At 44.0% G+C, this 26948-nt stretch carries 18 protein-coding genes; 10 read left to right on the top strand and 8 right to left on the bottom strand.

Features of this window, described 5'->3' with window-relative positions; translation table 11 throughout:
• Position 1: 1 nt before the first annotated feature.
• From BS617_RS06935 to BS617_RS06925, 3 genes are read right to left on the bottom strand one after another with little or no spacing between them, the layout of a single operon-like run.
• The gene (locus BS617_RS06935; RefSeq protein ID WP_075172117.1) at positions 2 to 3061 is read right to left on the bottom strand and encodes an AAA family ATPase; all 3060 of its coding nucleotides are present in this window, start codon (positions 3059 to 3061) and stop codon (positions 2 to 4) included.
• Positions 3062 to 3075: 14 nt separating this feature from the next.
• Positions 3076 to 4191: an exonuclease SbcCD subunit D gene (locus BS617_RS06930; protein ID WP_075172116.1), complete on the bottom strand. Its 1116-nt coding sequence runs from the start codon at positions 4189 to 4191 to the stop codon at positions 3076 to 3078.
• Positions 4192 to 4215: 24 nt separating this feature from the next.
• Positions 4216 to 5064 carry a hypothetical protein gene (locus BS617_RS06925; RefSeq protein ID WP_075172115.1) on the bottom strand — a complete coding sequence of 283 codons (849 nt, stop codon included), beginning with the start codon at positions 5062 to 5064 and terminating at the stop codon, positions 4216 to 4218.
• A 130-nt stretch (positions 5065 to 5194) separates the two neighbouring features.
• On the opposite strand from BS617_RS06925, the gene BS617_RS06920 reads away from it, so the two are divergent.
• Positions 5195 to 6070, top strand: coding sequence for an SDR family oxidoreductase (locus tag BS617_RS06920; protein ID WP_075172114.1), 876 nt, complete (start codon positions 5195 to 5197; stop codon positions 6068 to 6070).
• A gap of 108 nt (positions 6071 to 6178) precedes the next feature.
• Positions 6179 to 6571, top strand: coding sequence for a hypothetical protein (locus BS617_RS06915; RefSeq protein WP_075172113.1), 393 nt, complete (start codon positions 6179 to 6181; stop codon positions 6569 to 6571).
• 44 nt (positions 6572 to 6615) lie between these two features.
• Here the strand turns inward: BS617_RS06915 and BS617_RS06910 are convergent, their stop codons facing one another.
• Positions 6616 to 8310: a GGDEF domain-containing protein gene (locus BS617_RS06910; protein ID WP_075172112.1), complete on the bottom strand. Its 1695-nt coding sequence runs from the start codon at positions 8308 to 8310 to the stop codon at positions 6616 to 6618.
• 131 nt (positions 8311 to 8441) lie between these two features.
• Between BS617_RS06910 and BS617_RS06905 the strand changes: the two genes are divergently transcribed.
• From BS617_RS06905 to BS617_RS06890, 4 genes are all read left to right on the top strand, one after another.
• On the top strand, positions 8442 to 8714 hold the full coding sequence (locus BS617_RS06905; protein WP_075172111.1) for an HlyU family transcriptional regulator: 273 nt from the start codon (positions 8442 to 8444) through the stop codon (positions 8712 to 8714).
• Between the two features lie 54 nt (positions 8715 to 8768).
• Entirely contained in the window at positions 8769 to 10583 is a 1815-nt protein-coding gene (locus tag BS617_RS06900) for an autotransporter domain-containing protein (RefSeq protein ID WP_083609962.1), read from the top strand.
• A gap of 198 nt (positions 10584 to 10781) precedes the next feature.
• Positions 10782 to 12152: a class II fumarate hydratase gene (locus BS617_RS06895; protein WP_075172109.1), complete on the top strand. Its 1371-nt coding sequence runs from the start codon at positions 10782 to 10784 to the stop codon at positions 12150 to 12152.
• Between the two features lie 741 nt (positions 12153 to 12893).
• Positions 12894 to 14489 (top strand): isocitrate lyase, encoded by a 1596-nt coding sequence (locus tag BS617_RS06890; RefSeq protein ID WP_075172108.1) that lies wholly within the window; start codon positions 12894 to 12896, stop codon positions 14487 to 14489.
• 129 nt (positions 14490 to 14618) lie between these two features.
• Here BS617_RS06890 and BS617_RS06885 read toward each other — a convergent pair whose 3' ends face one another.
• The 3 genes from BS617_RS06885 to BS617_RS06875 all read right to left on the bottom strand — a co-directional run bounded on the left by BS617_RS06885 (position 14619) and on the right by BS617_RS06875 (position 18278).
• Entirely contained in the window at positions 14619 to 15116 is a 498-nt protein-coding gene (locus BS617_RS06885; protein WP_075172107.1) for a hypothetical protein, read from the bottom strand.
• Positions 15117 to 15204: 88 nt separating this feature from the next.
• Positions 15205 to 17574, bottom strand: coding sequence for a phosphoenolpyruvate synthase (gene ppsA, locus BS617_RS06880; protein ID WP_075172106.1), 2370 nt, complete (start codon positions 17572 to 17574; stop codon positions 15205 to 15207).
• A gap of 176 nt (positions 17575 to 17750) precedes the next feature.
• Entirely contained in the window at positions 17751 to 18278 is a 528-nt protein-coding gene (locus BS617_RS06875) for a DTW domain-containing protein (RefSeq protein ID WP_075172105.1), read from the bottom strand.
• 37 nt (positions 18279 to 18315) lie between these two features.
• On the opposite strand from BS617_RS06875, the gene ppsR reads away from it, so the two are divergent.
• The 4 genes from ppsR (at position 18316) to BS617_RS06855 (ending at position 23619) form a co-directional block, all read left to right on the top strand.
• Positions 18316 to 19134 (top strand): posphoenolpyruvate synthetase regulatory kinase/phosphorylase PpsR, encoded by an 819-nt coding sequence (ppsR, locus tag BS617_RS06870; protein WP_075172104.1) that lies wholly within the window; start codon positions 18316 to 18318, stop codon positions 19132 to 19134.
• Between the two features lie 161 nt (positions 19135 to 19295).
• Positions 19296 to 21605, top strand: coding sequence for an efflux RND transporter permease subunit (locus BS617_RS18565; RefSeq protein WP_083609961.1), 2310 nt, complete (start codon positions 19296 to 19298; stop codon positions 21603 to 21605).
• Between the two features lie 2 nt (positions 21606 to 21607).
• Positions 21608 to 22408, top strand: a complete 801-nt coding sequence (locus BS617_RS06860; protein ID WP_083610065.1) for an outer membrane lipoprotein-sorting protein — start codon at positions 21608 to 21610, stop codon at positions 22406 to 22408.
• Positions 22408 to 23619, top strand: coding sequence for a hypothetical protein (locus BS617_RS06855; RefSeq protein ID WP_075172101.1), 1212 nt, complete (start codon positions 22408 to 22410; stop codon positions 23617 to 23619). The genes BS617_RS06860 and BS617_RS06855 overlap by 1 nt, the downstream gene beginning before the upstream one ends.
• Before the next feature lie 97 nt (positions 23620 to 23716).
• On the opposite strand, the gene BS617_RS17995 is transcribed toward BS617_RS06855, so the two are convergent.
• Positions 23717 to 26887 (bottom strand): cadherin-like domain-containing protein, encoded by a 3171-nt coding sequence (locus tag BS617_RS17995; RefSeq protein WP_083609960.1) that lies wholly within the window; start codon positions 26885 to 26887, stop codon positions 23717 to 23719.
• Between the last annotated feature and the right edge of the window lie 61 nt (positions 26888 to 26948).

The raw sequence follows: 26948 nt of genomic DNA, 5'->3' as shown, positions 1-26948 counted from the left end.
ATTACAGATCAGCCATTGCTATACGGCTGCCTAGCCTGCTGGTTTCTATATCAATGCGCAAAGGCATTTGCTCTTTAAGCTCGGCAACATGGGAAATAATTCCGATCATCCGGCCGCCTTGTTGTAAATCCATTAGGGTTTGAATCGCTAAATCTAACGATTCCGGATCTAAGCTACCAAAACCTTCATCAATAAAGAGTACATCTAATCGAATGCCCCCTGCATAAGCCTGCACGACCTCCGATAAACCTAATGCCAACGCCAAGGCAGCCATAAACCCTTCGCCACCCGATAGGGTTTCAACGGCGCGTACTCGTCCTGAATAGGTGTCTTCTACTTCTAAATCAAGACCAGAAGCAACATTACCTGCTGAGCGCTCTTCTTTGCGAAGCAGGTTGTACCGCCCTTTACTCATTAACAATAAACGATGGCTGGCTTCGAGTAATACATCATCCAACAGCACACTGAGTACAAATCGCTGCAAGCTAACTCGGCTGGATGTTTGCCCATTGGCAACCTGACTCAATGTCCCAACTACCGCATACGCTTTATCAAGCTCTTGCGCTTTTAAGGCAATGGCATCTAAACGTTCTTGGGTTTTAAGTAAGTCAGATACCTGATGATCTGCAGCAACCCAATGCTTGTTAGCTTCGGTTTTGGCATGCTGATAACTGTTAAGATCATCCGATAATCGATTGATATCTGGACGTTCTTGAGATCCAATTTGTTCTTTTAATTGATCAATAGCGGCGTTGTTCGCAGTGACCGCATTATCATATTGAAGCAAACGCTCCTGAAGGGAGCTAGCCGAATCAATAGCTTGATAGGCTTCTTTAAAAGCTTCTTCATTATCAAATGAGCTCGCCTTTAGCGCTTGAGTAAACTCATCGCGAGCCTGTAGCGCTTGGGTTTCAACAACGGGCAGCTCTTCTGAAACCGCCTGCTCCACTGCACTTTGACTTTGCAATGAGGTGTAAGCGGCTTGTATAGCGTTTGTAATATCTTCAATAGCTTTGTTGTCATTCGCTAAAGCGGTTCTACTGTTTACGAGTGCCTGCTCAACCACAGAAGAATCCCGGTATTCCTCAGGTAAATCAGCGGACAGCTTGCCAGCATTGGCTGCCGCCACCTCTTTGGCAGCCCGAAAACGACTGACCTCTTGCTCAAGCAACTCTAATTCAGCACGCAGAGTATTAATTTGCTGATTCAGTTTATCAATCTGTTCACCGGCTGCACGTCGCTCTATATCAGCCTGTTGGCCTACTTGGTGTTGTTTTTCAGCTTCACTTAATTTCGATTCAATGTCTTTGAGGCTGAGCACCGCATTATCTTTTAACTTTTCTTCACATTCAGACAAATCGTTAATACATTTATCTAACTCTTTATTTATAAAGCGATAGTTGGATCTCTCCTGTGTGAGGTTCTGATCTTTTAAAGAGACCTGCAAACGGGCTTCTTTTATTTGCTCCTGCGTCGGAACCTCAATAGTAGAAGGCTGAGGAGATGGATGATCTTGACTGCCACATACCGGGCAAGGCTCCCCTGGTGTGAGTGATTTAGAAAGTATGGCTGCTTGTCCTAAGTGCCAATCTCGTTCTAATCGAGTTGCTGCACTTTCGCATTCATCAAACTCGGCCTTAAAACGTAACCCAGCGGCTCTAGATTCGTCTAATCGAGCTTTGCAGTCGTTCCGCTGCTTTTCGAGTACATCCCTCTTCTGAGCCAACTCTACAGCGGTTGTTAACTCAAAAACCCGCTGCTGGGCCGCTGACAATCCCTCTGTTAACTGACTTTGTTGCTTTTGGTATGCCACCCATTGATCAAGACTTTCAACGCTACTGGTTAACGAAGCTCGTTTTTGTTCACGCTGGGTAGACGCTTCCGCAAATTGCTGGGAGGATTCCTGATAAAGGCTTTGCGCACTCTGAAAATCATTGACCAGTGCTGAATAACGCTCTAGCTTCTGGATTTGTTCCTGCGTTAAACGCACCCGATCCTGCAAAGCGGGTATGTCAGCTTGTCGTGTTTGAGCACGCTGGTACTCAATCGTCGCCTGCTCTGTATGAGTTTTAGCTTTTGCCAGACGCTCTCGAATAGCCGCTAACGATGCTTGCGCTGATACTTGATGCTGATAAACCGCGGCAATACTTTTCGCCCGCTCTATAGCATTGAGCTTAATTTTATCTTGTTCGATAAGGCTGGATTGCTCATTAAGTGCTTCTCTTTTAGTTATCAGCGTATCCAGTTGAGCATAAGTAGCTGCTAATTGTTCTGCTCTAGTGAGTACCTTTTCAGCTGATGAAAAAGCTGCTTGGGCATAAAGGTTAGCCAGATGCATTTGGTGACGGTGCGAATCTGCAGCGTCTAATGCAACGCCTAGCGCGGATGTATGCTCAAGATCATGCTGCCTTAACAAGGCTTGTCGCGAATCGTTAATCGATTCTAGCTCACGATTCAACTCTAAAGCTTGCCGCTTTAGCGCCTCTTCAAGCTTTGCATAAATACCCGTTTGGAAAAGCTGGCTAAAGATTTTTTCGCGCTCGGCTGACCCCGCCGTTAATAACTTTCTAAATTGGCCTTGAGGCAAAACCATCACCTGCCGGAATTGATCAACACTCAAACCCAGTAACTGCTGTATGGCATGGTTGGCTTGCGTAACCTTGCTGCTAACTAATAATTTTTGAGACTCACCTTGTTCATCTAACTGCCACAGTTGTGCCTCCGACGATTGTTGAGTAAAGCCTTCGCCACGAGCTTTGGGTCGGGGCTGATCTGGGACACGCCGAATCCGGTAACTGGCATTTCCTATATGAAAACTAAAAACAACTTCTGTCAGTGTATCAGCCGCTGCTAAGTCACATCGCATTTGATCACCACCACGCTCATCACCCGTGGTTTTGCCATAAAGCGCGAAGCACATAGCATCTAAGATTGTTGTTTTACCTGCCCCGGTAGGGCCGTTAATCAAAAAAAGAGGATTCTTCCCTAAGCTTTTGAAATTAATCACTTCATTTTTAGGAAACGGACCAAACGCAGTAAAGCTTAGCTGTATAGGTGTCATAGTATAAGTGGTACTTATTCCAGTAAAGATTGGAGCGTTTTATGCAAACAGGTCTGCTGCTCTTTGGTCATCGGCTGACCCATCACTTGCGAAAAAAAGTCACTAAACATTCGCTCTTCGCTTTGTTGCTTACGCTGTTTATTGAGCGCGCGAGTGTCGTTACTTTTCATTAGTCCTGGCCGCTCAACATGAAGCACATTGGGATAAACGTCCCGCAGTTTACTCATTACATCCATAATCGCATGGGTGTCTGTTAATGCGACATACAAATAATCGTCACGAGCGCTATCATTAACACTGGATTCCAGCACCTGCTGTAATTCACCTTCTAAACGTCGCATGTCTCGCTTGGGTATTAATGGGATTTGCTCAAACGAAAAAGACGATGGTGTTAGCTCTACCACCGTAAATGATTTGATTTGCTTTGTTTCGGAGAAGGAATATTTAAGGGGTGACCCTGAATAGCGTATGTGCTCGCTGCCTTTATACTGACGCCCGTGTAAATGGCCCAGCGCTGTGTAAGAAAAAGGCATAAAGTGCTGATAACTTACACAATCCGCGCCGCCCAATGATAATGGCCGCTCCGAGTCAGAAGGCTCCCCTCCATCTATAAAGCAATGAGCTATGACAACGGTTGCCAAGGAAGGATCAGCAATATCGGTGATCCTCTGTGTTAAATATGCCATGGCCTCATCATGTGTATTTACCTCCACGCCAAAAGCATGGCGGACACTAACAGGGTCAGCAAATGGGATACCATAAAAAGCGACCTCATCATTGACCACTATTGGCTCACAGAACTTAGACAGATCACTTAATATATGCACACCTTGCGATGCCATGACTCCAGCCGCAAACCCTAATCGTTCGGCCCCATCATGATTGCCGGAGGTGATAATAACGATAATCCCGGCTTGATGTAGCTGACTTATAAGCTCACTCATCACACTGACTGCATTAGCGGGCGGGACAGAACGATCGTAAATATCCCCGGCGATGATCACAACATCAACGCCCGAACTAACGGCATAATCAACTATTTGCTGTAATACATGACGCTGATCATCGAGCAAGGAGACGTTGTGAAACTGTCTCCCGAGATGCCAATCAGATGTGTGAAGTATTTTCATAAATAAGCAAGATAACTCTTTGTTTTATTTGATGCCGCATGTAGTTACAAAGAGCTGTTTAAATAAATCAAACTCTTGCAAGTCCAAGGTGCCTGGCGGTTTGATAAACTCATCTAATAAGCCATCGAAGCATGCTTGATAAGGGTTAGCAGCCGTCGGTTTGAGGCCCGTAATAAACGATAGGCTTTTAAGGGCTTCTCTGCTATCGATGAGGTTGTATGTTTTGGTAACGGTACCGATGCAGTGAGACTCGTTATTATCCAACTGGTCTTTGGGTTTGAGACTCAGGCTAGCAATATCATCACTGGCTTGGCCTGCTTTGCCTAAAGGCAATTCGGGAGCAGCCAACTTCATTAACGTTGCCGAATTAACGTTGAGATCGACTTCTAAAATAGCTTCAGAAATTAGGCGAGCCCCTTGGATGCTTCCATTACATCGCATGCCGGCTTCATCAATGCTTGTGATGTATTCCCTATATAACGGAGAAAACCCAGGTAACCTGGCCATGACGAGTACACGCGCATGTATTGCTTTTTCGGGTTGCTTATCATGGTACAGAACAAGTTCAAGGGCCTCGTCCAGTGTACCAATTGGCTCATACACCACATAGCCTGCCGTTAGTGCCGACTCGTCTTCCCGGGCTGGGCGTTTTGCATATAAACCACCATCAGGAGTGCGTTTAACCGGTATATCTTTAAACTCTTCAGCACAAGCCGCCATGTCGTAAGCTCCACCGTCATCTTCTTGTGCCATCAAAGGCTCAAAGCACAAAGGATGAAATAAAGGCACCGACTCGGCTCCCTCATAAGAAGCGGCCATAGTGGCTACTGGAAATGAGAGCAAACTAACTAGTAAAAAAGGAACGCAACGCATCAACTATGCCTTCAGATATAAATTTTTAATAATCATAACAAAATCAAACCGATCTGGGTCGAGCTAATATTCTATATGCTATACAGCTGTGTTAATTTTGTAGCCCAACTTATCAATTTTTAAGGCTAACATGTCTTCCATTGACACTCCCACTTCTCCTGCCAGCCAATCTATTTTAATTACCGGTTGCTCGTCGGGAATAGGCAAGCATGTTGCACTTGCGTTGCATGAAAAAGGCTATGCGGTTTATGCGACCGCCCGCAATAGCGAAGATGTGATGGCCTTGCGCTCCTACGGCTTACAAGCTTGTGAGCTGGATTTAGACTCATCTGAGTCTATTCAGCAGGCGGTTACTTGGGTGCTTGAACAAACTAATGGGTACCTCTACGCTTTGTTTAATAATGGCGCATACGGTCAACCTGGGGCCGTTGAGGATTTATCTCGGGATGTACTCCGCCAGCAATTTGAAACCAATGTATTCGGCTGGCATGAGTTAACCAATCTTGTGATACCTATCATGCGCAAGCAAGGTTATGGCCGCATCATCCACAATAGCTCTGTATTAGGCTTAGTAGCGATGCAGTACCGTGGGGCCTATAACGCCAGTAAGTTTGCACTTGAGGGGCTCACTGATACTCTTCGTCAAGAACTAGACGGCTCTGGCGTCTACATATCCTTGATTGAACCTGGCCCAATTACTAGTCAGTTTCGCGTTAATGCATTCGCAAAATTTAAAACGAATATTAAAACTCAGGGCAGCCCCCACCAAACCATTTACGAGCAAGTAGAAAAGCGATTGGCGAGTGCCAGCGACAAAGATGCGCCTTTTACACTAGGCCCAGAGGCTGTTTTACAGAAAGTAGAACATATCTTAACCAGCAAGCGACCTAAAATACGATACTATGTTACTTTCCCTACTTATTTGTTCGGCTACTTAAAACGCCTATTACCGGCACGCTGGCTCGACTTACTGCTTTTAGCTATCTCTCGTCGTGAGAACCGCTAAACGGCATAAAATAAGCTCATCCAAATCTTCATAAAAAATTCACATCAATGTTATAGTGTTTTTGACAAAATCTGCTTGTTTCCAATTACAGACGGTTCAAGGATAATTATGAAAATCAAAAAGAGCGATGTAGCCATGGCAGTTCAATGGATAGAGGTTCAAATCGCTCGCGAGGACAGCTTTCCGTTTGATCAAACTAATGAAAAGGCCGCCAAGAAAAACTTAAAAGCTTTAAAAGATTGGCGCAAGTGCACTTCATCCGTGCAGGACATAAGAGAATGGGCCGATGAATGGTTAACTGCAGACAACAAAAAACGGTTTCAAGAAGCTATCGTAGCCGCGCGTTCATACAAGGCAGATAGCCCAATTAATCTAACCAAAGATGCTTTGAAATGTTTAGAGCAAGCGGCTGAGGCAGCGGAGCTGTCTCCTTCTGAGCTGATTATTGCGCATTTTTCTCTGCCAGCACTGGATTCTGGTTCAACAGAGAGTGGTGAGTAAATAGTGTAAACCCTAATCGTCAGCTTCATCATCAAGCTGACGATTTATTGCAGTACGAACTTTCCCACATACCGCCTGATGCAATTACGGCCTGCATCTTTTGCCTCATAAAGCAGTTGATCGCTACGCTTAAACAAGTCGTTTATAGATTGATCCTCATCACTGAGTTCTGTGACACCTAAGCTAATCGTGTATTGCAGCGAATGCCCATCAACCAAAACACAATTGCTTTGGTTGGCACGTAGTATTCTTTCGGCTAACGCCATGGCTTCCGATTCCAAGGTATTGGGCAATAAAATAACAAACTCTTCCCCACCATAACGAGCCATCTGATCACTCCCTCGGAGCAAGCCACTGGTTACGTTAGCTAACGATTTGAGCACTTCATCACCGGCAAGATGACCAAATTTGTCATTAATTTCTTTAAAAAAGTCGATATCTATCATTACTAACGAAAAAGGTTGTTTATAACGACGAGCTCTTTCAAATTCATGAGAAAAGTTCCGCTGAAAAGCATAGCGGTTATCCAAACCCGTTAACGCATCACGCTCGGCTTGAATCTTCAGCGTCGCTTCCGCCTCTCGCCGGCGTGCTATTTCTTTCCTTAATCGGCGTGTTAGCGAGTATAAATACGCACTTATAATCAAACTAATAATAAGTGGTAAAACTAGGAGCTTTACCCACTTAATATAGCCGGATAAAGGATGGTTTGCGGGAGGGATATAAAGGAGCGATTCGATATCATATTCGCGAATTAGGCCTAGGGATTGATAGGTTTTCGCAATTTTTTCCCATCGAAGTGGATTCATGTAACCCACTTCAATGACATCAGGGTTAATTAACTTCTTAATTTCAGCAGACTCATAGATTAAAAACTCAAGGTCATAATGCTCGTTACGCGTACGATATTCTTTATGGATAAGCGATACAATTTCTGCTGGATGTTCAAGAGCGTATTTCCACCCTTGTAGGCTAGCATCGCGAAATGATTTAACAATGTCTGGCTGCTGCTCGATCATTTTAACACTGGTGAAAATGAGGTCTCCGTAAAAGTCGATCCCATAATCTTCAGGGCTAATAATCAACGGAGTGCGCCCTTCTTTCTCAACAAAAAATGGACCATCTGTCACATAGGCTGGCATTAGTTCTGTTGTGCCATTGAGTAAATCCTCTATCTTCCACGTAGGAAAACGATTATTCAACCAAGCAGGCTCAACATGAGCGACTTTCAAAGCAGCCATAGCTTCAGCATCATTGCGTCCATCGCTGACCGAAGGCAAATTTAACGTGACCGGTCGATTAAGACCTATCTCCTCTAGACTAGAGAAACCGTAGTCCTTTAGCGTCATGAATACATAGGGAGAGTGTTGCATTACGTTGGCAATCACAGCAACAGGAAGGCCCTGGCTATGATTTATGAGCAAATCAGTTCGCGTTATACCAAATTGAGCTCGATTAAAAACCACCTCAGCTTCAGGTATAATTGCATTCCCTTTAGCGTCGTAGCCCCCATCTTTGATGGTGACATCTAGCCCTGCAGCCTCATAAAAACCTTTGTGTAGCGCGGCGTAATAACCTGCAAATTGAAATTGATGATACCACTGCAGTTGCAATGTAACAGGAGTTAGGTATTTGTCATTATTATCAGACGCTTTTGCTGCCTCAAATGCAAATATACCCCCAAGCGCCATCAGCGCTACGCTGTTCCAAAATGAAACTTTATAGTCTTTAGTTGCCATCCATGAACCATAATCTGAATATAAGCTTAACTAAAGAATAGCAGAAAATTTTGCATTGCATTAAAACTTCAAACCTTTTTAAAAAACCTTTATAGTTTGCAGCTTTAAACGACCGAAATAGTCATAAAATCATGTCAATAATTAATATCCTTACTTCATTGTTTTCAACTAAAGAAAGTAGAGAAAAAAATTACCAAACAGAACAATACAAAGGATATGTCATTACGGCTCAACCGTTATCAGAAAATGGCCAATACAGAATAAACGGAACCGTCACCAAAGATGAGTTATCACATAACTTTATCCGTGCCGACCAATTTCCCAGTGAGGCGCTATGCCAACAAGAAACCTTTCGTAAGGCTAAGTTGCTAATCGACCAACAAGGAGACTCTTTATTTAATTAATTCATTAAATAGAGAAAATCCGCTAATTATTTTAATAACACAGTTTAAGGATGAATGATGAAGACCATGGATAAGGTTTGTTGTCTTGTCGCTGCATTGTCTGTACAGACAGCAGCGGCGGATTACAGCGACATGTTTTTTTTTGGCGATAGCCTCTCCGATTCGGGTACCTACTTACCTTTTTTACTCTCAACCAGCCCAAATTATACGGGAGAAGGCAAGTTTACTACTTCGCCTGGAAACGTTTGGGCCGAAAACATCGCAGAACGATATGGGTTTAATGCCTCCCCGGTTAACCAAGGTGGGAATAACTACGCTCAAGGCGGTGCTCGCATACAAGGAGAAGGCTACTCATTTACCACTGCGATGTCTCTAGTTGATCAAGTCGATACCTATTTAGGCAGTGTAAATGGTCAGGCAGACCACAACGCTTTGTACTCTTTATGGGCTGGTGGCAATGATTTTCTATGGATGTTAGAAGGTAATGTGGCAGCGGCCGATGTTCCCGCTTATTTAGGCGGCATGGTCGCCAATAACATGGGAGCCATCACTAGGCTAGAAGGCGCAGGTGCTCAGTATATTTTACTACCAAGCATCCCAGATATAACTAATACACCCACTGCTAGCAGCTTAAGCGCTGAACAAATCGTGCAAATCTCGACGCTCACCAAGTCATATAATCAGCAACTTTTCACCCAAGCCGCAGCATCTGGGGTTACCGTTATCCCGATGGATATTGATCGACTGTTCACTGAGCTGCAAGCTAATCCAACGCAGTATGGATTGCTCAATACAACCACGGCGTTGTGCCCCACGGTTGAATCAGCTCTATTTTGCATCGAAGGCGAAACTTATACTGCCGGTGATGAATGGCTGTATGCCTTTGCCGATTTTGCACACCCCACTGTCGCTGGCCATCAATTGATCAGCGATTATGTATACAGCATGCTTAATGGATCGGCCTTGGCCAATGCCGCTAATCAACTAACAATTAATGAAAGTGCTACTGTTCAGCAGAATTTACATACCATGCTGAGGAATATTCACATTGCAGAGAACGCCGATAACTTATGGATTGATGCCAACATCAGTAGCTCAGACCCTTATGACAAGGTTCCTTTACGGTTTTCAGCCGGCATATTAATCCCAACCAACGAAACGTCCGCTACAGGCTTTGCCATCCATTTGAATGAAGCTAATCTTGAAAACTCCAGTGGCGATGTGGATTACCAAAGCGTGGGGCTCAGCCTTTTCCACCACAGAGAGTATGACCAATTACACATAAACACCTCTATGATGGTAACGGCAGGCAAAACTGACCTAGATCGTCAGGTGGATCTACTGAGTGCGACCCGCACCATGCATAGCGATGCTGATAGTTTATCGTTCAATTTCCAAGGCGAATTAAATTATTACACGAGCTATAAAGCACTAGAGCATGGCCCGATATTAGGGGCCCGCTACCAATATGTATCCTTTGATAGCTTAAAGGAAAAAAGCTCAGACGGCACGACATCGACCAGCCTGATGATTGATGACCACTCACAGCAAAGCACACTCTTGTATGCTGGTTGGCACTTTGCCGCAATAAACGACATTAATAGCAACTTTTCTCCCTATTTGGACATCACTTGGCATTATCGAACCAATGAAGATGATGATGCGCTAGTGCTGGCACTTGTCGATTATGAAAACAATCAGTTTTCTACACCTACCCAAAAAACCGATAAATCTTATGGGCTGATCGAAACAGGCGCCAGTTGGAAGTTAAGCGACAAGGTGGCGCTGCAAGGGCGTTTAAGCTATCGCTCAGGTGATAGCCAACAAGAAAACGTAAGCGCCGGTTTATCTGCTCTAATCAGCTTTTAAACCTTACCGCCCTACCTTGCTCTGATTCAGAAGCCGACCTAGCAGGCTTCTGAATCAGCATTTTTTCAGGTCGTGTTACATAAACGCCATCACTCATAGATTTAAAGACACCTAATCCCAACCATTAAAACCAAACCTTAGTTTCTTTTTATTGTCTGTTAATAAACAGCAGATCATTTCATTCATAAGGAGCTAACAATGTCATCCACGCGCGTTGAACACGACAGTATGGGCGAACTCAATGTACCATCTGATGCCTTATATGCTGCACAAACACAACGAGCCGTTGAAAACTTCCCTATTAGCGGCCAACCAATGCCCGAGCCTTTTATACGAGCGCTAATTTTGGTTAAAGCGGCTGCGGCGGCCGCAAATAAAGAGCTCGATCAAATCAACCCTGTAATAGGCGATGCAATCATTCACGTTGCGCACAACCTATTAGCCAAACCGGATCTAATGCATCATTTCCCCGTGGATATCTACCAAACAGGGTCCGGCACCAGTACAAACATGAATGCCAATGAAGTGATCGCTACTCTTGCCTCGCTTCAAGCTGGTTGTGAAGTGAAACCAAATGATCACGTTAACGCAGGTCAGAGCAGTAATGATGTAATCCCTACAGCCATTCATGTCAGCGCAGCGCTTGAGATATCCAACCATTTACTGCCTGCCCTTGAGCACCTTTCGCAAGTTATAAAAATGAAAGCCAGCCAAGTCGATCACTATGTAAAAACAGGAAGAACTCATTTAATGGACGCCATGCCGATTCGTATGAGTCAAAGCATGAGCGCTTGGGCAACACAAATAGATCAGAATATCGATCAGATATCCTTCTTAGCATCTGGTTTAACCAAACTAGCTCAAGGAGGGACAGCCGTCGGCACGGGGATAAATGCTCACCCTAAATTCCCTGAGCACTTTACAACGGCTTTATCGAAAGAAACCGGATTAACGTTTAAACCTGCTGACAACTTTTTTGCAGCCATTAGCTCACAAGATACCGCTGTCGCCGTGTCAGGACAGTTAAAAACACTGGCTGTCAGCATCCTTAAAATAGCCAATGATTTACGCTGGATGAATTCAGGGCCGCTCGCAGGACTAGGGGAAATTGAGCTTGAAGCATTGCAACCTGGATCATCAATTATGCCCGGCAAGGTTAACCCTGTCATACCAGAAGCCGCCGCTATGGTTTCAGCGCAAGTAATTGGCAACGACACAACGATAACAATCGCGGGACAGTCTGGTAATTTTGAACTCAACGTAATGCTACCTGTCATTGCCAGTAACTTGCTCGAAAGCATACACTTGCTAGGAAACACCAGCCGCATATTAGCCGATAAAGCTATCGCCACCTTTGTCGTTAACAACGAAAACCTAAAAGAGGCTTTAGCTAAAAATCCTATATTAGTGACCGCATTAAACCCCATCATTGGGTATGAGAAGGCGGCCGAAATAGCGAAAAAAGCTTATAAAGAGCGCCGCCCCATTATAGAAGTGGCACACGAAAATACCGACTTGCCATTAGCCAAATTAGAAGAAATCTTAGACCCTTTAACATTAACTAAATAGCATTTTTGCATAGCACAATCTTTCACTAAAGCTTTTAACCTTATAAAAAATAGTCAGCATAAGCTAAGTTAAAGAGCCTTAGCTTATGCTAAAAATCTAATTTTCACTTACAGAAAATCAATTAGTAAATTTTAAAAACACTCTGCTTATGGCATAAAAACATACTACCTTAGTACCTATCCTATTCCCCTAAGAAAGCTCCTCGACATTTTAGACAATAGTATATATCTTACTGATATACATGGATTTTATCGTTTTAAGCGGCATAAGCATCTAAGATTTATTCGCTATAAAAAAGCTAGTTTTAATAACTTTCAACTCATGTAAATTGATTATTTTGCTCATACGACTATTGTAGAAACGACTAAAGCATAAGGGCTTTAAACACCCACTATGACTGGTTTTCACGTTATAGATAACAATTATTGGCTTGTAGTTTATTTACAAAAAGTTAAATCATTGTTTCTCATTAAAATTACCTCTTTGTTGCTATGCACAATTTTCTTTTGACTCTAATCCGGAATACACCGATTATTTAGATCATCCAAGGTAAGGAGCTTATTTACTCCCCGTAAATACGCACTTTGATATTCAATGTAGTGTAAAGGTTTTTGGCTATTACCGTCGCTCTTCATAAACGGTTTAGCCTATACAAGTAGAAATGAAAGCAACTGTTATTAATTGGTTAATACACTAACCAAAATTCCAGTTCCTATTTTGTAACATAGCGAAGGACTAACCATGTCAAATTTCACAAATGATATCGATGCAATCGCAACACTCCGCGCTCAACAAGGCGCCGCGTGGGAAGCCATCAACCCTGAATATGCCGCTCGTATGCGCGCTCAAAACCAGTTCAAAACAGGTTTGGATATCGCTAAGTACACCGCTAAAATCATGCGCGATGACATGGCTCGTTACGATGCCGACTCATCTCAGTACACGCAATCTCTTGGCTGCTGGCACGGGTTTATCGGCCAACAGAAAATGATCTCTATTAAGAAGCACTTTAATAGCACTGATCGTCGCTACTTGTACCTGTCTGGTTGGATGGTAGCGGCTCTGCGCTCTGAGTTCGGTCCTTTACCTGACCAATCTATGCACGAGAAAACCTCGGTTGCATCACTCATCGAAGAGCTTTACACCTTCTTGCGTCAAGCTGATGCTCGTGAACTAGGCGGCCTATTCCGTCAGTTAGACGCCGCTCGTGACGCCGGTGACAGCGCCGCTGAAAAAGCCGTACAAGCTCAAATCGATGGTTTCCAAACACACGTTGTTCCTATCATTGCTGATATCGATGCAGGTTTTGGTAACGAAGAAGCCACTTACCTTCTCGCTAAGAAGATGATCGAAGCCGGTGCTTGCTGTATCCAAATCGAGAACCAAGTATCTGACGAGAAGCAGTGTGGCCACCAAGACGGTAAAGTAACGGTGCCTCATGCAGACTTCCTTGCTAAGATCCGTGCGGTTCGTTACGCATTCCTTGAGCTAGGTGTTGATGACGGTGTTATCGTGGCACGTACTGACTCATTGGGTGCGGGCTTAACAAAACAGATCGCTGTAACGAACGAGCCAGGCGACCTAGGCGATTTGTATAACGCCTTCCTAGACGGCGATTACGTTGAAAGTGCTGATGACATCAACAACGGTGACGTGGTGGTTAAAGCCAACGGTAAACTACTCAAGCCTAAGCGTTTAGCATCTGGTTTGTTCCAGTTCAAGAAAGGTTCTGGCGAAGACCGTTGCGTACTTGACTGCATCACATCTCTACAAAACGGTGCTGACTTGTTATGGATCGAGACTGAGAAGCCTCACGTGGGTCAAATTGGCGGCATGGTTAACCGTATCCGTGAAGTGGTTCCTAACGCTAAGCTGGTTTACAACAACTCACCTTCGTTCAACTGGACGTTGAACTTCCGTCAGCAAGTATTTGATGCGATGGTTGAAGAAGGTAAGGATGTTTCTGCTTACGATCGTGCTGGTTTGATGGACGTTAAGTACGATGAGACTGAGTTGGCAATCGAAGCTGACAAGCGTATCCAGACGTTCCAAGCGGACGCGGCACGTGAAGCCGGTATTTTCCACCACTTAATCACATTGCCTACGTACCACACCGCTGCCTTGTCGACTGACAACTTGGCTAAAGAGTACTTCGGCGAAATGGGCATGTTGGGTTATGTCGCTGGCGTACAACGTAAAGAGATCCGTCAAGGTATCGCCTGCGTTAAGCACCAAAACATGGCTGGTTCTGACATGGGTGATGATCACAAAGAGTACTTCTCTGGTGATGCCGCACTGAAAGCGTCCGGTAAAGACAATACGATGAACCAGTTCTAAAAATTAACCGGTTCTATTGACCAAAAAGGGATGCTCACAAGCATCCCTTTTTACGTTTGGGTCATCTGAAATCATATTAATTGAATGAATGACAAACTCGACAAGCATTAAGCGAAAATATAGTAGCCGTTAAAACGTAACAAGGTTGCGCAATACAACATGCGCTTCTTGGCATTCATCAATAGGTGATTTGATATCGGCAAGGGCGCTAGCGGCCGTTACTGGCATCGCTTCTTGCACAACCGCTTCACTGTAATCATCACGCGGCATTTTGAGGTAAATGGGCTGGCCTGTTAAACGCATATAAATGTGTTCATTATCATGTACTACGCCCACGTAAGGTGCCTCATGCAGCTCAACAGATGAGCCTTGCTGGGTAGAAACAAACCCATGAAAACACCCAGTCGACGGCATTGGACTTTGACCGTTGCCCGCTGCTGTGGGGCTTTGTACTTGTGTGGGGTCATCGCCTTGCAATATGGCATCTTGCAAAGCAATAGCTTCTTGTTGCGCGCTCGGTTCATCTTTTAAAAAAGCAATTTCAAAATTATTATCGCTGTTAAGCATCCAGCCAACAGAAACTGCCGTTACAGCTAATATCGATATGCCTTTTAGTGCGTCATTCATGTCGCGCCCATGGTGTTATTACATTGCTCAATTATGATTGATCAACTTATGCTGCTCAATTGTACTGCAGGACAGTGTGCAACGCTTTTTACTGTTTTTGGCCAGCTAAGTAAAACCACGTATCTAAAACAGTATCGGGATTAAGTGAAACGCTGTCGATGCCCTGCTCCATTAACCAACGAGCTAGATCCGGATGGTCAGAGGGGCCTTGCCCACAAATACCAATGTATTTACCTTGTCCCTTGCATGCTTTAATAGCCATGCTCAACAGCATTTTAACGGCCTCGTTACGCTCGTCAAATAAGTGAGCAATAACACCCGAGTCGCGATCCAAACCTAATGTCAGTTGGGTGAGATCATTTGAGCCAATTGAAAAACCATCAAAAAACTGTAAAAACTGGTCAGCTAATAAAGCATTTGAGGGGATCTCACACATCATTATCAAGCGTAATCCGTTCTCACCTCTGACTAGTCCATTGGCAGCTAGCATTTCACTTACCTGCTTAGCCTCACCGACAGTACGAACAAACGGCACCATAATTTCAACGTTTGTGAGCTTCATCTCATCACGTACTTTCTTTAATGCTCGGCACTCTAAATCAAAACAATCTTTAAAAGAGTCACTGATATAACGTGCGGCACCACGAAAACCCAGCATAGGGTTTTCTTCATGAGGCTCGTATTGATCTCCGCCTATAAGATGGCCATATTCATTAGATTTGAAGTCCGACATCCGGACAATGACTTTTTTTGGGTAAAAGGCCGCAGCAAGCGTAGCGATACCTTCCACTAATTTTTCTACATAAAAATCGATTGGGCCTGCATATCCTGCACTGCGACGCTCAATAATCGTACGAATAGCGGGCGGCTGATCATCAATATTTAGTAACGCTTTAGGGTGCACACCGATCATACGGTTAATAATAAACTCTAAACGCGCCAGCCCCACACCAGCATTGGGCAGTGATTGGAAATCAAAAGCACGGTCGGGGTTACCAACATTCATCATAATCTGAAACGGAATAGAAGGCATTGAGTCAACACTATTGGTTTGATGCTCAAAGTTAAGCGCCCCTTCGTATGCTCTTCCTGTATCCCCTTCAGCACAAGATACAGTAATAACCTGACCATCAGATAACCGTTCAGTAGCATCACCGCAACCCACAATAGCAGGGATACCTAGTTCACGCGCAATAATAGCTGCATGGCAGGTTCGACCGCCTCTGTTTGTCACAATAGCCGATGCCCTCTTCATTACAGGCTCCCAGTCGGGATCTGTCATATCAGTGACTAATACATCGCCTGGCTGCACTTTCTCCATTTCGTTTATACTCGACACCAACCGGACAGGCCCTGATCCAATACGATGCCCTATCGACCTTCCCTCAATGAGAACCTTGCCTTTTTCTTTGAGTAAATAGCGCTCCATAACATTACTGTTATCTCGGCTACGAACAGTTTCTGGGCGGGCTTGTACGACATACAGCTCACCATCGTCTCCGTCTTTGGCCCACTCGATATCCATAGGTCGACCATAATGTTGTTCGATCACCACTGCTATTTTGGCCAGTGCTTGAACATCTTTATCATTAATGCAAAAACGATTGCGTTGCGCATCGGGCACTTTGACTGTTGAGACTGCGTTTTTTGTTGAGCCTTCTTCTTGGTAAACCATTTTGATGGCTTTCGAACCTAAGGTACGGCGAAGTATAGCTGGAGCGTCTTGTTTTAATGTTGGCTTATAGACATAAAATTCATCAGGGTTTACCGCCCCTTGAACGACCGTTTCACCTAATCCGTAAGCTGCTGTAATGAATACAACGTGGTTAAACCCCGACTCTGTATCCATAGTAAACATCACACCGGAAGCAGCCGTTTCGCTACGTACCATGCGCTGAATACCAGCCGATAGAGCAACTTCGTTGTGCTCAAAGTTATGGTGCACCCGATAAGAAATAGCGCGATCGTTATACAAGGATGCAAAAACTTCTTTAATTGCCTGCTTGATGTTGGCCAGGCCACGTATGTTTAGAAAGGTTTCTTGTTGACCGGCAAAAGACGCTTCAGGTAAGTCTTCAGCGGTGGCAGAAGAACGTACAGCAAAAGCCATGGTCTCATCACCGGACGCCATTTCTTGGTAGGCATGGTCAATAGCTGCATTCAAGTCGGGTTGCAGTTGGCTGTCTAAAATCCATTGACGTATCTGTTTACCCGTTTCGGCTAGGGCAACTACATCATCGGTGTCTAAAGAAGAGAGCAGATCATCAATTTTATTTTTTAGATTACCAGCATTTAAAAAATCACGAAAAGCTTGTGCTGTGGTTGCATATCCGCCCGGTACTTTGATGCCTGCCGTACTTAACTGGCTGATCATTTCACCAAGCGATGCATTTTTACCGCCCACTTTTTCTACATCAGACATTCCAACCTGATCTAGACGCAAAACATAATCTTGCAAAGCTTTCTCTCCTACTACCGAAAAGCGTGCTCTTATTTTAAGGATGCGCACGTATATAGAGAACATAGGATACTGCAATTTGCTGCGAAATAGAAAAATTACACAAGCAAATCGGCTAACCCCAACCAGCCCGAAGCTATCATTAACAACATTTTAATGCTCAGCAACCTAACAGACTAACATGACGTTTGATTGATAAAATCGTTAAATAAAATTTCTAAATGATCTGCATGCTGATCACACTGTGCACACCGCATCAAACTAATCGCCGCTTCCACCGTGCATAACCCACCCTCAACTTGGTTACGACGAAGATGAAACTTAGATGGCTCGCTTTCTGGTAGTGCCACTCTAGGCAATTTTTGCAGATAAGCGCTACGGTTCATTATTTTACGAGCTTCTTGCCATGTGCTATCGATAACGATGAAATGGTCAAAGCTCTGAATCTCTTGGCCATTATCTACTCGCTCCGAAGTGAGTTGATCCGCCACATTGGGCAAGTCAGGGTATAAAATAGCAACCCTTTGGTTTTCAATCAGTTTTAGCAACCACGGGTCCGGTAGCGTTCTTTTCCATATGACTCTTCGCGATACCCATACGGGTAACTGCAGTAACAACTGCCCGGTATTTGTTTTTTTTGTGAGCTCTCTTTCGTGCGTTAACGCAATTATCAATGGTTCAGACTGTCGGGGTATATGACTCATTTGGTATAGTCGTGCCAGAAGAGGATTGAAACAATATATGAAACGAACGGCATTCTTTATTTCCGATGGTACAGGTATTACAGCAGAAGCTCTGGGTAACAGTTTACTGGCTCAATTTGCGGATATTGTTTTTGAGCGTATTACTTTACCCTACATTGACTCTATTGAAAAAGCACATGAGGTGGTAACCGCCGTCCGCGAAGCTCACATTAAAGATGGTACTAAGCCGATACTCATTGATACCATCGTGGATGAGAATATACGGCAACTGATCAGTCAAAGCGAAGCGATTAAAATAGATATTTTTTCTACTTTTATCAATCCCTTAGAGAGCGAACTTGGCATTAAGTCTAGATATTCTGTTGGCCAGTCTCATGGCATTGTAGAATCTCAGCGTTATAAAAATAGAATAGAATCCGTTAACTTCGCGTTAGATAACGATGACGGAATGCGTACCCGACATTACAATGAAGCCGATATTATTCTCGTTGGTGTTTCCCGTTGCGGGAAAACGCCTACCTGCCTTTATATGGCATTACAGTTTGGTGTGCGTGCTGCTAATTACCCACTCACCGAAGATGACCTAGAAAGCAATGGCCTGCCTAGCTGCTTAAAGCCTTATCAAAATAAGCTGTATGGCCTAACTATCGACCCATTTCAGCTAGCAGCCATAAGGCATGAGCGCCGCGCTAATAGCCGTTATGCTTCACTCACGCAATGCGAAACAGAAGTTGTATTTGGTGAGCAGTTATTTAAATCTTTAAAAATTCCTTTTATCAACACAACTACTTTTTCAATAGAAGAAATCTCGACGCGCATCATGGCTGATCGCGGCCTAAAGCGTCGAATTAATTAAACATCAGTTTAAATCAACTCAAGATTTACGCACCCAGCCCGCTAACTCAATAACAGCAAACATCTGTCTATCTACTATAGTGATGTAAGTATGGAGTTACCGGGCCTCTTCAAAATCATAATGATCCTTCCCGGAACTCATCTATTTGTCCGGAGATTTTTGTGATCGATACAGTCGTCAAATATTGTCTTAAACATACATGGCATGTGGTAATCCTTGCGATTGGGGTTACCCTAATCGCGGGGTTTGGTGCCTCTAAACTTGTTTTCAAAAGCGATTATCGTGTCTTTTTTAGCCCAGACAATCCCGAGTTAAAGACTTTTGAGGCTATGCAAAAAATTTACAGCAAAAGTGATAACGTCGCTTTTGTTATTTCCTCGAAAAAAGGCAAAATTTTTACCCCTGACGCTATTAGTGCCGTTCATGACTTAACGAATGAAGCATGGCAAATCCCCTATTCAACCCGTGTCGATTCAATCACCAATTTTCAACACACTTATGCCGAAAATGATGACCTCATTGTAGAAGACCTTGTACTTGAGCTAGACCAAGTTACTGAGCAGCGTTTACAAACAATAGAAGATATTGCTCAAGCAGAGCCTCTATTGGCAGGTCGATTAATTTCTGAAGACAGTCAAGTAACCCTAGTCAATGTCACTATTCAACTGCCCGGTCTCGACCGCACCGTAGAACAACCAAAAGTCATCCGTTCCGTTGAGTCTATCGCTAATACTATTCGAGAGAGACACCCCGATATATCAGTTCAACTGACCGGGGTTGTAATGATGGACCACAGCTTTGTAACCGCTTCCGAGAAGGATTCTAGCTTTTTAATTCCCATTATGTTTGCCATTGTTGCACTCAGCATTTTACTGTTTTTGCGCTCAATAAGCGGTGCCATTGCCACGATTATCATTATCGCTTCATCCATCGCAGCAACAATGGGGACTGTTGGCTGGTTAGGCTTTCATTTGACCAGCCCATCATCTGCAGCACCCATCATCATCCTCACCCTTGCAGTAGCCGATAGTATTCATGTTCTAACTACTTTTTACCAAGAGCACGAACACTTACATAATCGTTATAACGCGATGTTGAGCAGCATACGCATTAACTTTATCCCTGTATTTCTAACCAGTGCGACCACTGCTATTGGTTTCTTAAGCATGAACTTTTCTGATTCACCGCCTTTTAGAGATTTAGGTAATTTTGTTGCTATCGGGGTATTTTTTGCTTTTACGTTCTCAATCACGCTTCTGCCAGCCCTCATTATGTTACTCCCCTTTAAGCCAGTAAAAGCATCTGGCTGGGATAGTCGTTTAATGAAGCACCTATCAGCTTTTGTAATACGTCAACATAAAACGCTTTTATTGGGCTTGTCATTAGCCATAGTAGCGATCATTGCTTTCGCACCCGCCAATAAACTCAACGATAATTTCGTCGAATATTTCAGTGAAGACGTTCCTTTCAGGCAGGCATCAGATTTTATGCAGGAGCACTTGACCGGCTTAGCCTCTATCGAAGTGTCAATGGATTCTGGTGTTTCAGGCGGCGTTAACGATCCCGATTTTTTAGTAACTGCAGAGCGGTTTGTAGATTGGGTCCGAGCGCAACCCCAAACGGATCACGTCAACACCTTAACCGATACTTTAAAACGCCTAAACCAAAACATGCATGCTGATAATCCAGACTACTATCGCTTGCCAGAAACACGCGAAATGTCAGCACAGTATTTACTTTTATACGAGATGTCATTGCCTTACGGGTTGGATTTAAACAATCAACTTAATGTCGATAAATCTTCAACGCGTATTGTTATCTCTTTAAAGAACTTGACCAGTAATGAGCAAGTCAATTTTGAACATACAATCAACGAATGGTTTGCCGAAAATGCCCCCCAACTGCAGGTATCGTTAGCAAGCCCCAGTTTAATGTTCTCTCATATTGGCCAACGAAATATTGAAAGCATGCTTAAAGGGGTGGTTATTGCATTATTCTTAATATCTATTCTTTTCGGGTTTGCCTTACGTTCTATTCGATACAGCTTTTATAGCTTACTGCCTAACCTAACTCCTGCACTCATTGGCTTTGGTGTTTGGTATTTTATCAGCGGTCAAGTGGGACTGGCTTTATCGGTGGTTGCAAGCATGACGTTAGGAATTGTGGTGGATGACACTATCCACTTTCTCACTAAATATAAACTCGCAAGAGAACAACGCCTGCTCAAACCCGAAGCCGCAGTCGAGTATGCATTTGCAGGAGTGGGACGAGCTTTGTGGGTGACTACGCTTGTTCTTGTACTAGGCTTTATTGTCTTAGCGCAATCAACTTTTCAAATTAATGCCGATATCGGTCTTTTGACCGCTATCACACTCGTAGCGGCTTTAATTGTCGACTTTCTATTTTTACCGCCCTTGCTATTAAAAATAGATAAACGCAGCGCTACCACTCAACACAAAGGCCAAGCATGATTATGAAGCGACTAACCACCCCCTCTATCTTGTGTACGTTTAGTGCGTTAACTTTTTTAACATCACCTGCAGCCCATGCGCAAACCCCCGCCGAAAAAGGCCTATCCATCGCCACGGCTGCAAAGCAAAGTGATGCAGGCTGGCAAGACATGCAAGCAAGCATGCAAATGATTTTACGTAACAGTGAAGGACAAGAAAGCCTTCGTGAGATTCGGATAAAAGCCTTAGAACAGCCTGATGATGGTGATAAAAACCTCACTCTATTCGACAAACCTTTAGACGTAAAAGGGACCGCCTTCCTTAGTTTTTCTCACGCGGTAGGCCCGGATGATCAGTGGCTTTATTTACCAGCGCTTAAACGGGTTAAACGTATTGCCTCACGTAATAAGTCTGGCCCTTTCATGGGTTCAGAGTTCTCATTTGAAGATATGAGTTCGTTTGAAGTTAACAAATATACTTATAAGTACATCCAAGACAGCCCTTGCTCACTGGGTAACTGCTATGTTGTTGAACAATACCCTGTTGATCAATATTCAGGTTATACCAAACGAATTACTTGGGTCGATACACAAGAATACCGTCTGGATAAAATCGAATTCTATGATCGAAAGGACGCCTTATTAAAGACACTGGTCTACGATAATTATCAGGTATACCTAGACCAACATTGGCGCCCCCACACCATGAAAATGGTAAATCACCAAACTGGAAAAAGTACCGATTTGATTTGGGATAACTTCCAGTTTCAAACAGGTTTATCAGACAGTGATTTCAACCAAAATGCATTAAAGAGAGCTCGATAATGAAGCCTCTAATTTCTCCCCTACTCGGATTATCGATTCTAATTGCTAGTTCATTAACTACAGCGGCCTCAACAGAAATCGAATTTGATATATCGGGGCGCATTGGTGCAGAACTACGGTTGTTCAACCAAAATGGGCGTTACGAGGGGCAGAATTATAAGGCTAATGTTTCTATGTTTGTGGAACCCGCTTTCACATGGCAATGGAACAATGGGTATGATGCGGCGGTGATTACCCCTTTCTTTCGTGTAGATCAGCAAGACAGTAAACGTTCACATGTTGATTTACGAGAAGGCTACTGGCTTCATGTTGCTGATACCTGGGAGCTAAAACTAGGTGTTGCACAAGTATTTTGGGGCGTGACTGAGTTTCAGCATCTATCAGACGTTATTAACCAAACAGACTTTGTAGAAGACATTGATGGCGAGGACAAACTAGGTCAACCTTTATTAAAATTATCTCTAGTAAGAGATATGGGCATTTTAGATGTATATATTTTACCCGGCTTTCGCGAACAAACTTCTGCAGGCTCTCATGGCCGATTTAGACTCCCCATAGTGATTGATAACGATGATGCCACTTATGAATCCTCCCAAAAAGACAAACATGTCGATGTAGTACTGCGTTGGAGCCATTCCACAGGGCCTTTTGATTTAGGGGCGTATGTGTTTAAAGGGACCAACCGTGAGGTCGTGTTAAATAGCCAATTAGAGGGTTCTGAGCTTAAGTTGGTCCCTTATTACACCCAAATGACTCAAGTAGGTGGGGATCTACAGTACACCTCCGGCAATTGGTTATGGAAAGCGGAAGGTATCTGGCGTGATACCAAGGAACATACATTACGGGCAACTCAGACAGGTTTTGAATATACCTTTTATGGCATCGCAAACTCAGCCATTGATATGGGAATGTTAGCCGAATATAGCTGGGATAGTGATGGAGAAAAAAGCAGCCGCTTGTTTCAAAACGATCTTTCTATTGGTGTGCGCTTTGGTATGAATGACGTTCAGAGTACAGAAGTACTCATGGGTTTGACTTACGATTTAGATTACCACTCAACCAGTTTTGGGTTAGAAGCGAGCCGAAGGCTTGGCAATAGCTGGAAGTTAAGCCTTGATGCTCGTATTTTTAACGCGAACGATAAAGAAGATCCGCTCTACACTATCGACGATGATAACTATATTGGATTGACATTGGAGCGTTACTTTTAACCTCTTTATACACCAGATAGCTGCTGACGACATTTTAAATACAAAAGAAAAAGGGCCGAGATAATCCCGACCCTTTTACAGCTATTGCGCTAATTAATTAGCTTAAATCAACTTGTAACTGATTATTAGCCAACAAGTAGTCAATGATTACAGAATCATCCGCACAACCACATGCCAGTTCTGTATCGGCCAAACGTATTGTATGGTCGACATTAGCGTCGTGGTTATCTTCTGTTCCGTTGTTAGCAAATAGGCCTTCACTACTAATTTCAATGATGGTGTCGCCCTCATCAGTGAACTCAAAGTGTAGGTAGTCAGATAGATCACCTGTGCTACCTTGCAACAAGTCCGCAAAATCAAGGATGTCTTCATCACCAAATTGGTAAACCGTATCCGAGCCATCAAGGTCTTTGAAATTAGTCACTAAGGTGTCAGCGTCCATGTCATCGCCCATGTATATGGTGTCGTTTCCTTCACCACCTACAAGGGTATCAGCACCGGCGCCACCGTAGATAATATCATCGCCTTCGCAGCCGTAGATTTGGTCGTTACCAGCACCGCCCGTTAACAGGTTGTCATACTCATCACCAAAGATAATCTGATCGCTTGCTGTATCGTAATCGATCGTTACCGTTGTAGAAGTGTATCCGCCGTTCCCATCAGTGACCATATAATCAAATGTTGCTTCACCAATATAACCAGGTGTTGGTTCAAACGTGACCGTTCCATCATCATTTAATGTAGCAGTACCGTTAGTGGCATTGCTCACAAAGAAGATGGAAAGAGTGTCGCCGTCAGGATCAACATCATTAGCTAACAAAGTAGAAGCAGGGAAAGTGATTGTCTGATCAGGTTCTGCTGAGAACGAGTCTGGCGTAGCGCATGGAATGTCATTAACAGAAGCAACAGTAATCGTTACCTCAGCTGTGTCATACCCACCATTACCGTCTGTGATAGTGTATTCGAATGTTGCCTCACCAAAGAAGTTAGCCGCCGGTATGAACAATACAGAACCATTTTGATTCAAAATGACTGAACCGTTCTTAGGGTTGCTTACACTAACAATGGATAACATATCGCCATCAGGATCACTATCGTTACCTAATAGATCATTCGCCGTTAGTGTCAGTGGCGTGTCTTCATTCGTTGTGAATGCATCATCTACTGCATCCGGAGCATCATTCATCGGAGCAAAGTCGATGGTGACTGTGGCCGTGTCAGTACCGCCATTGCCGTCTGTGATGGTGTAGTCGTACGTCGCTTCGCCTACAAAATCCGCATCCGGTGTGAAGGTAATTGTGCCGTCAGCATTCAGAACAACGGTACCGTTCGTTGGGTTAGATACGCCCGTGATCGATAGCGTGTCACCTTCTGGATCCGTGTCGTTGCCAAGGATCGCTGCTGGCGTCATGACGTATGGCGTGTCTTCTTCGCCCGTGAAGCTGTCGTCAACCGCATCCGGTCCGTCGTTCACTGGCGAGAATACTACGGTCACTGTGGCCGTATCTTCACCACCGTTACCATCGCTAACTGTGTAGTCGAACGTGGCTGGACCGTTGTAGTCCGGATCCGGTGTGAAGCTCACTGTGCCATCGGGGTTCAGTGTTACCGTACCGTGGCTTGGGTTAGAGACGGCGGTGATCGTTAATGGATCGCCATCAACATCCGTGTCGTTACCCAATAGCGTTGCTGGATCCAGCGTGATGGTGGTGTCTTCTTCACCTGTCAGCTGATCATCAACGGCAACCGGTGCATCGTTAACCGGTGCAAAGTCGATTGTCACAGTAGCGGTGTCGTATCCACCGTTACCGTCAGTAATGGTGTACTCGTACGTCGCTTCGCCATTGAAGTTCTCATCAGGCGTGAAGGTCACGGTGCCGTCAGCGTTAAGGACAACCGTACCGTTCGTTGGGTTAGACACTTCAGTGATCGTGAGTGTATCACCATCTAAATCCGTGTCATTTCCTAGCATTTGCTCTGGAGTTACCGTAACTGGCGTATCTTCCATTCCCCAGAAATTATCAAATGCAGCAACTGGCCCATCATTCTCAGGAGTTACATTGACCGTTACTGTTGCAGTTGTCTCGCCACCGTTACCATCACTTACGGTATATTCAAATGTAGCAGGACCTGAGTAATTAGGTGCGGGTGTAAACGTTATTGTTCCATCCGCGTTTAATACAACAGTACCGTTACTTGGATTACCAACAGCCGTGATTGTAAGGTTATCACCTTCTGGATCAGAGTCGTTTACTAAAAGGTCTGAAGGCTGGATAACTAATGGCGCATCTTCTGCTACAGATAAAGTATCGTCAGCCGCGACAGGTGCATCATTTTCACCAATGATAGTAATTGTCACAGTTGCGTAGTTAGACACATTACCTTCTGGGTCTTTAACCGCATAGGTGAATGTATCGGTAGCCGTCTCACCCGCCGCTAAATAGTCATATGCTGGACCTGGAACATAGGTAAACTGGCCACTTGCTTCATCGAATGAGATAGTGCCGTTAACTGCGTCTGTGTAATCACTGATTACCAGATCACTAATTGGAGTGTCATCATCACAGTCGTTTGCTATTAACGTATTAGCATCTAACGCCAACGAGCCATTTTCTTGAACGGTGAAGGCATCTTCAGCAATAGCAGGACCTGAAACACTAATGTACTTAATTAAGTAGTCGGAAACGTCACACTTATATCCATAAACGTTATCTGACGCTGTAAAAACGATTTCATCAAAAACTAAATCACCCGTATCGATGCTCAGCTCTTTGAAGCAATTTTTGTTGCCGTAAAAATCGCCAGAAGTAACAAGGTTCCCTTCGTAATACGCTTCCCAATGACCGCCTTCATTCCCTGAAAGCTTTGAGATACCAACCGTTGCTTTGTTTAAGACTTGATCAAAGCTAATGGTGATTGATTCAGATTGTCCCGTTTTAGCGTTGTATTCAAGTTGCCCTGTTTTATCACATCCGGCATCAACACCAATGCCTTCACAATTGATAAGTGAAGCATGTGTTTTATTACCGTTAATGTCAGTTGCTGAAATTGAAACACCATCAAGCTTCCAATCACTAACGCTTTGAGATTTACCAGTAGAACCTAAAAATGCAGAATACTTGCTAGAACCAGGATCATCTTTTGCTACAGGAGCAATGGATGTATAGCACCAATCGTCATTTTTATTATCGTGATGTTTATATTTAGACCAGTAAGAGTTGTACCAGCTATAACCGGAATACCCAGAACTCGTATAGTAAAAAGACATGTAATTTCCTCCATGATTTTAGACTCTGTCTATGAGGCAGTTAGCCCGAAACAAAAACCAC

The organism is Neptunomonas phycophila, assembly GCF_001922575.1.
Lineage (GTDB): Bacteria > Pseudomonadota > Gammaproteobacteria > Pseudomonadales > Balneatricaceae > Neptunomonas > Neptunomonas phycophila.
This window is presented reverse-complemented; position numbering and strand designations above follow the sequence as displayed.

Excerpts from the sequence above, each read along its gene's own strand:
- BS617_RS06935 (WP_075172117.1), bottom strand. The coding sequence starts at position 3,061 with ATGACACCTATACAGCTAAGCTTTACTGCGTTTGGTCCGTTTCCTAAA.
- BS617_RS06930 (WP_075172116.1), bottom strand. The coding sequence starts at position 4,191 with ATGAAAATACTTCACACATCTGATTGGCATCTCGGGAGACAGTTTCAC.
- BS617_RS06925 (WP_075172115.1), bottom strand. The coding sequence starts at position 5,064 with ATGCGTTGCGTTCCTTTTTTACTAGTTAGTTTGCTCTCATTTCCAGTA.
- BS617_RS06920 (WP_075172114.1), top strand. The coding sequence starts at position 5,195 with ATGTCTTCCATTGACACTCCCACTTCTCCTGCCAGCCAATCTATTTTA.
- BS617_RS06915 (WP_075172113.1), top strand. The coding sequence starts at position 6,179 with ATGAAAATCAAAAAGAGCGATGTAGCCATGGCAGTTCAATGGATAGAG.
- BS617_RS06910 (WP_075172112.1), bottom strand. The coding sequence starts at position 8,310 with ATGGCAACTAAAGACTATAAAGTTTCATTTTGGAACAGCGTAGCGCTG.
- BS617_RS06905 (WP_075172111.1), top strand. The coding sequence starts at position 8,442 with ATGTCAATAATTAATATCCTTACTTCATTGTTTTCAACTAAAGAAAGT.
- BS617_RS06900 (WP_083609962.1), top strand. The coding sequence starts at position 8,769 with ATGATGAAGACCATGGATAAGGTTTGTTGTCTTGTCGCTGCATTGTCT.
- BS617_RS06895 (WP_075172109.1), top strand. The coding sequence starts at position 10,782 with ATGTCATCCACGCGCGTTGAACACGACAGTATGGGCGAACTCAATGTA.
- BS617_RS06890 (WP_075172108.1), top strand. The coding sequence starts at position 12,894 with ATGTCAAATTTCACAAATGATATCGATGCAATCGCAACACTCCGCGCT.
- BS617_RS06885 (WP_075172107.1), bottom strand. The coding sequence starts at position 15,116 with ATGAATGACGCACTAAAAGGCATATCGATATTAGCTGTAACGGCAGTT.
- BS617_RS06875 (WP_075172105.1), bottom strand. The coding sequence starts at position 18,278 with ATGAGTCATATACCCCGACAGTCTGAACCATTGATAATTGCGTTAACG.
- ppsR (WP_075172104.1), top strand. The coding sequence starts at position 18,316 with ATGAAACGAACGGCATTCTTTATTTCCGATGGTACAGGTATTACAGCA.
- BS617_RS06860 (WP_083610065.1), top strand. The coding sequence starts at position 21,608 with ATGAAGCGACTAACCACCCCCTCTATCTTGTGTACGTTTAGTGCGTTA.
- BS617_RS06855 (WP_075172101.1), top strand. The coding sequence starts at position 22,408 with ATGAAGCCTCTAATTTCTCCCCTACTCGGATTATCGATTCTAATTGCT.
- BS617_RS17995 (WP_083609960.1), bottom strand. The coding sequence starts at position 26,887 with ATGTCTTTTTACTATACGAGTTCTGGGTATTCCGGTTATAGCTGGTAC.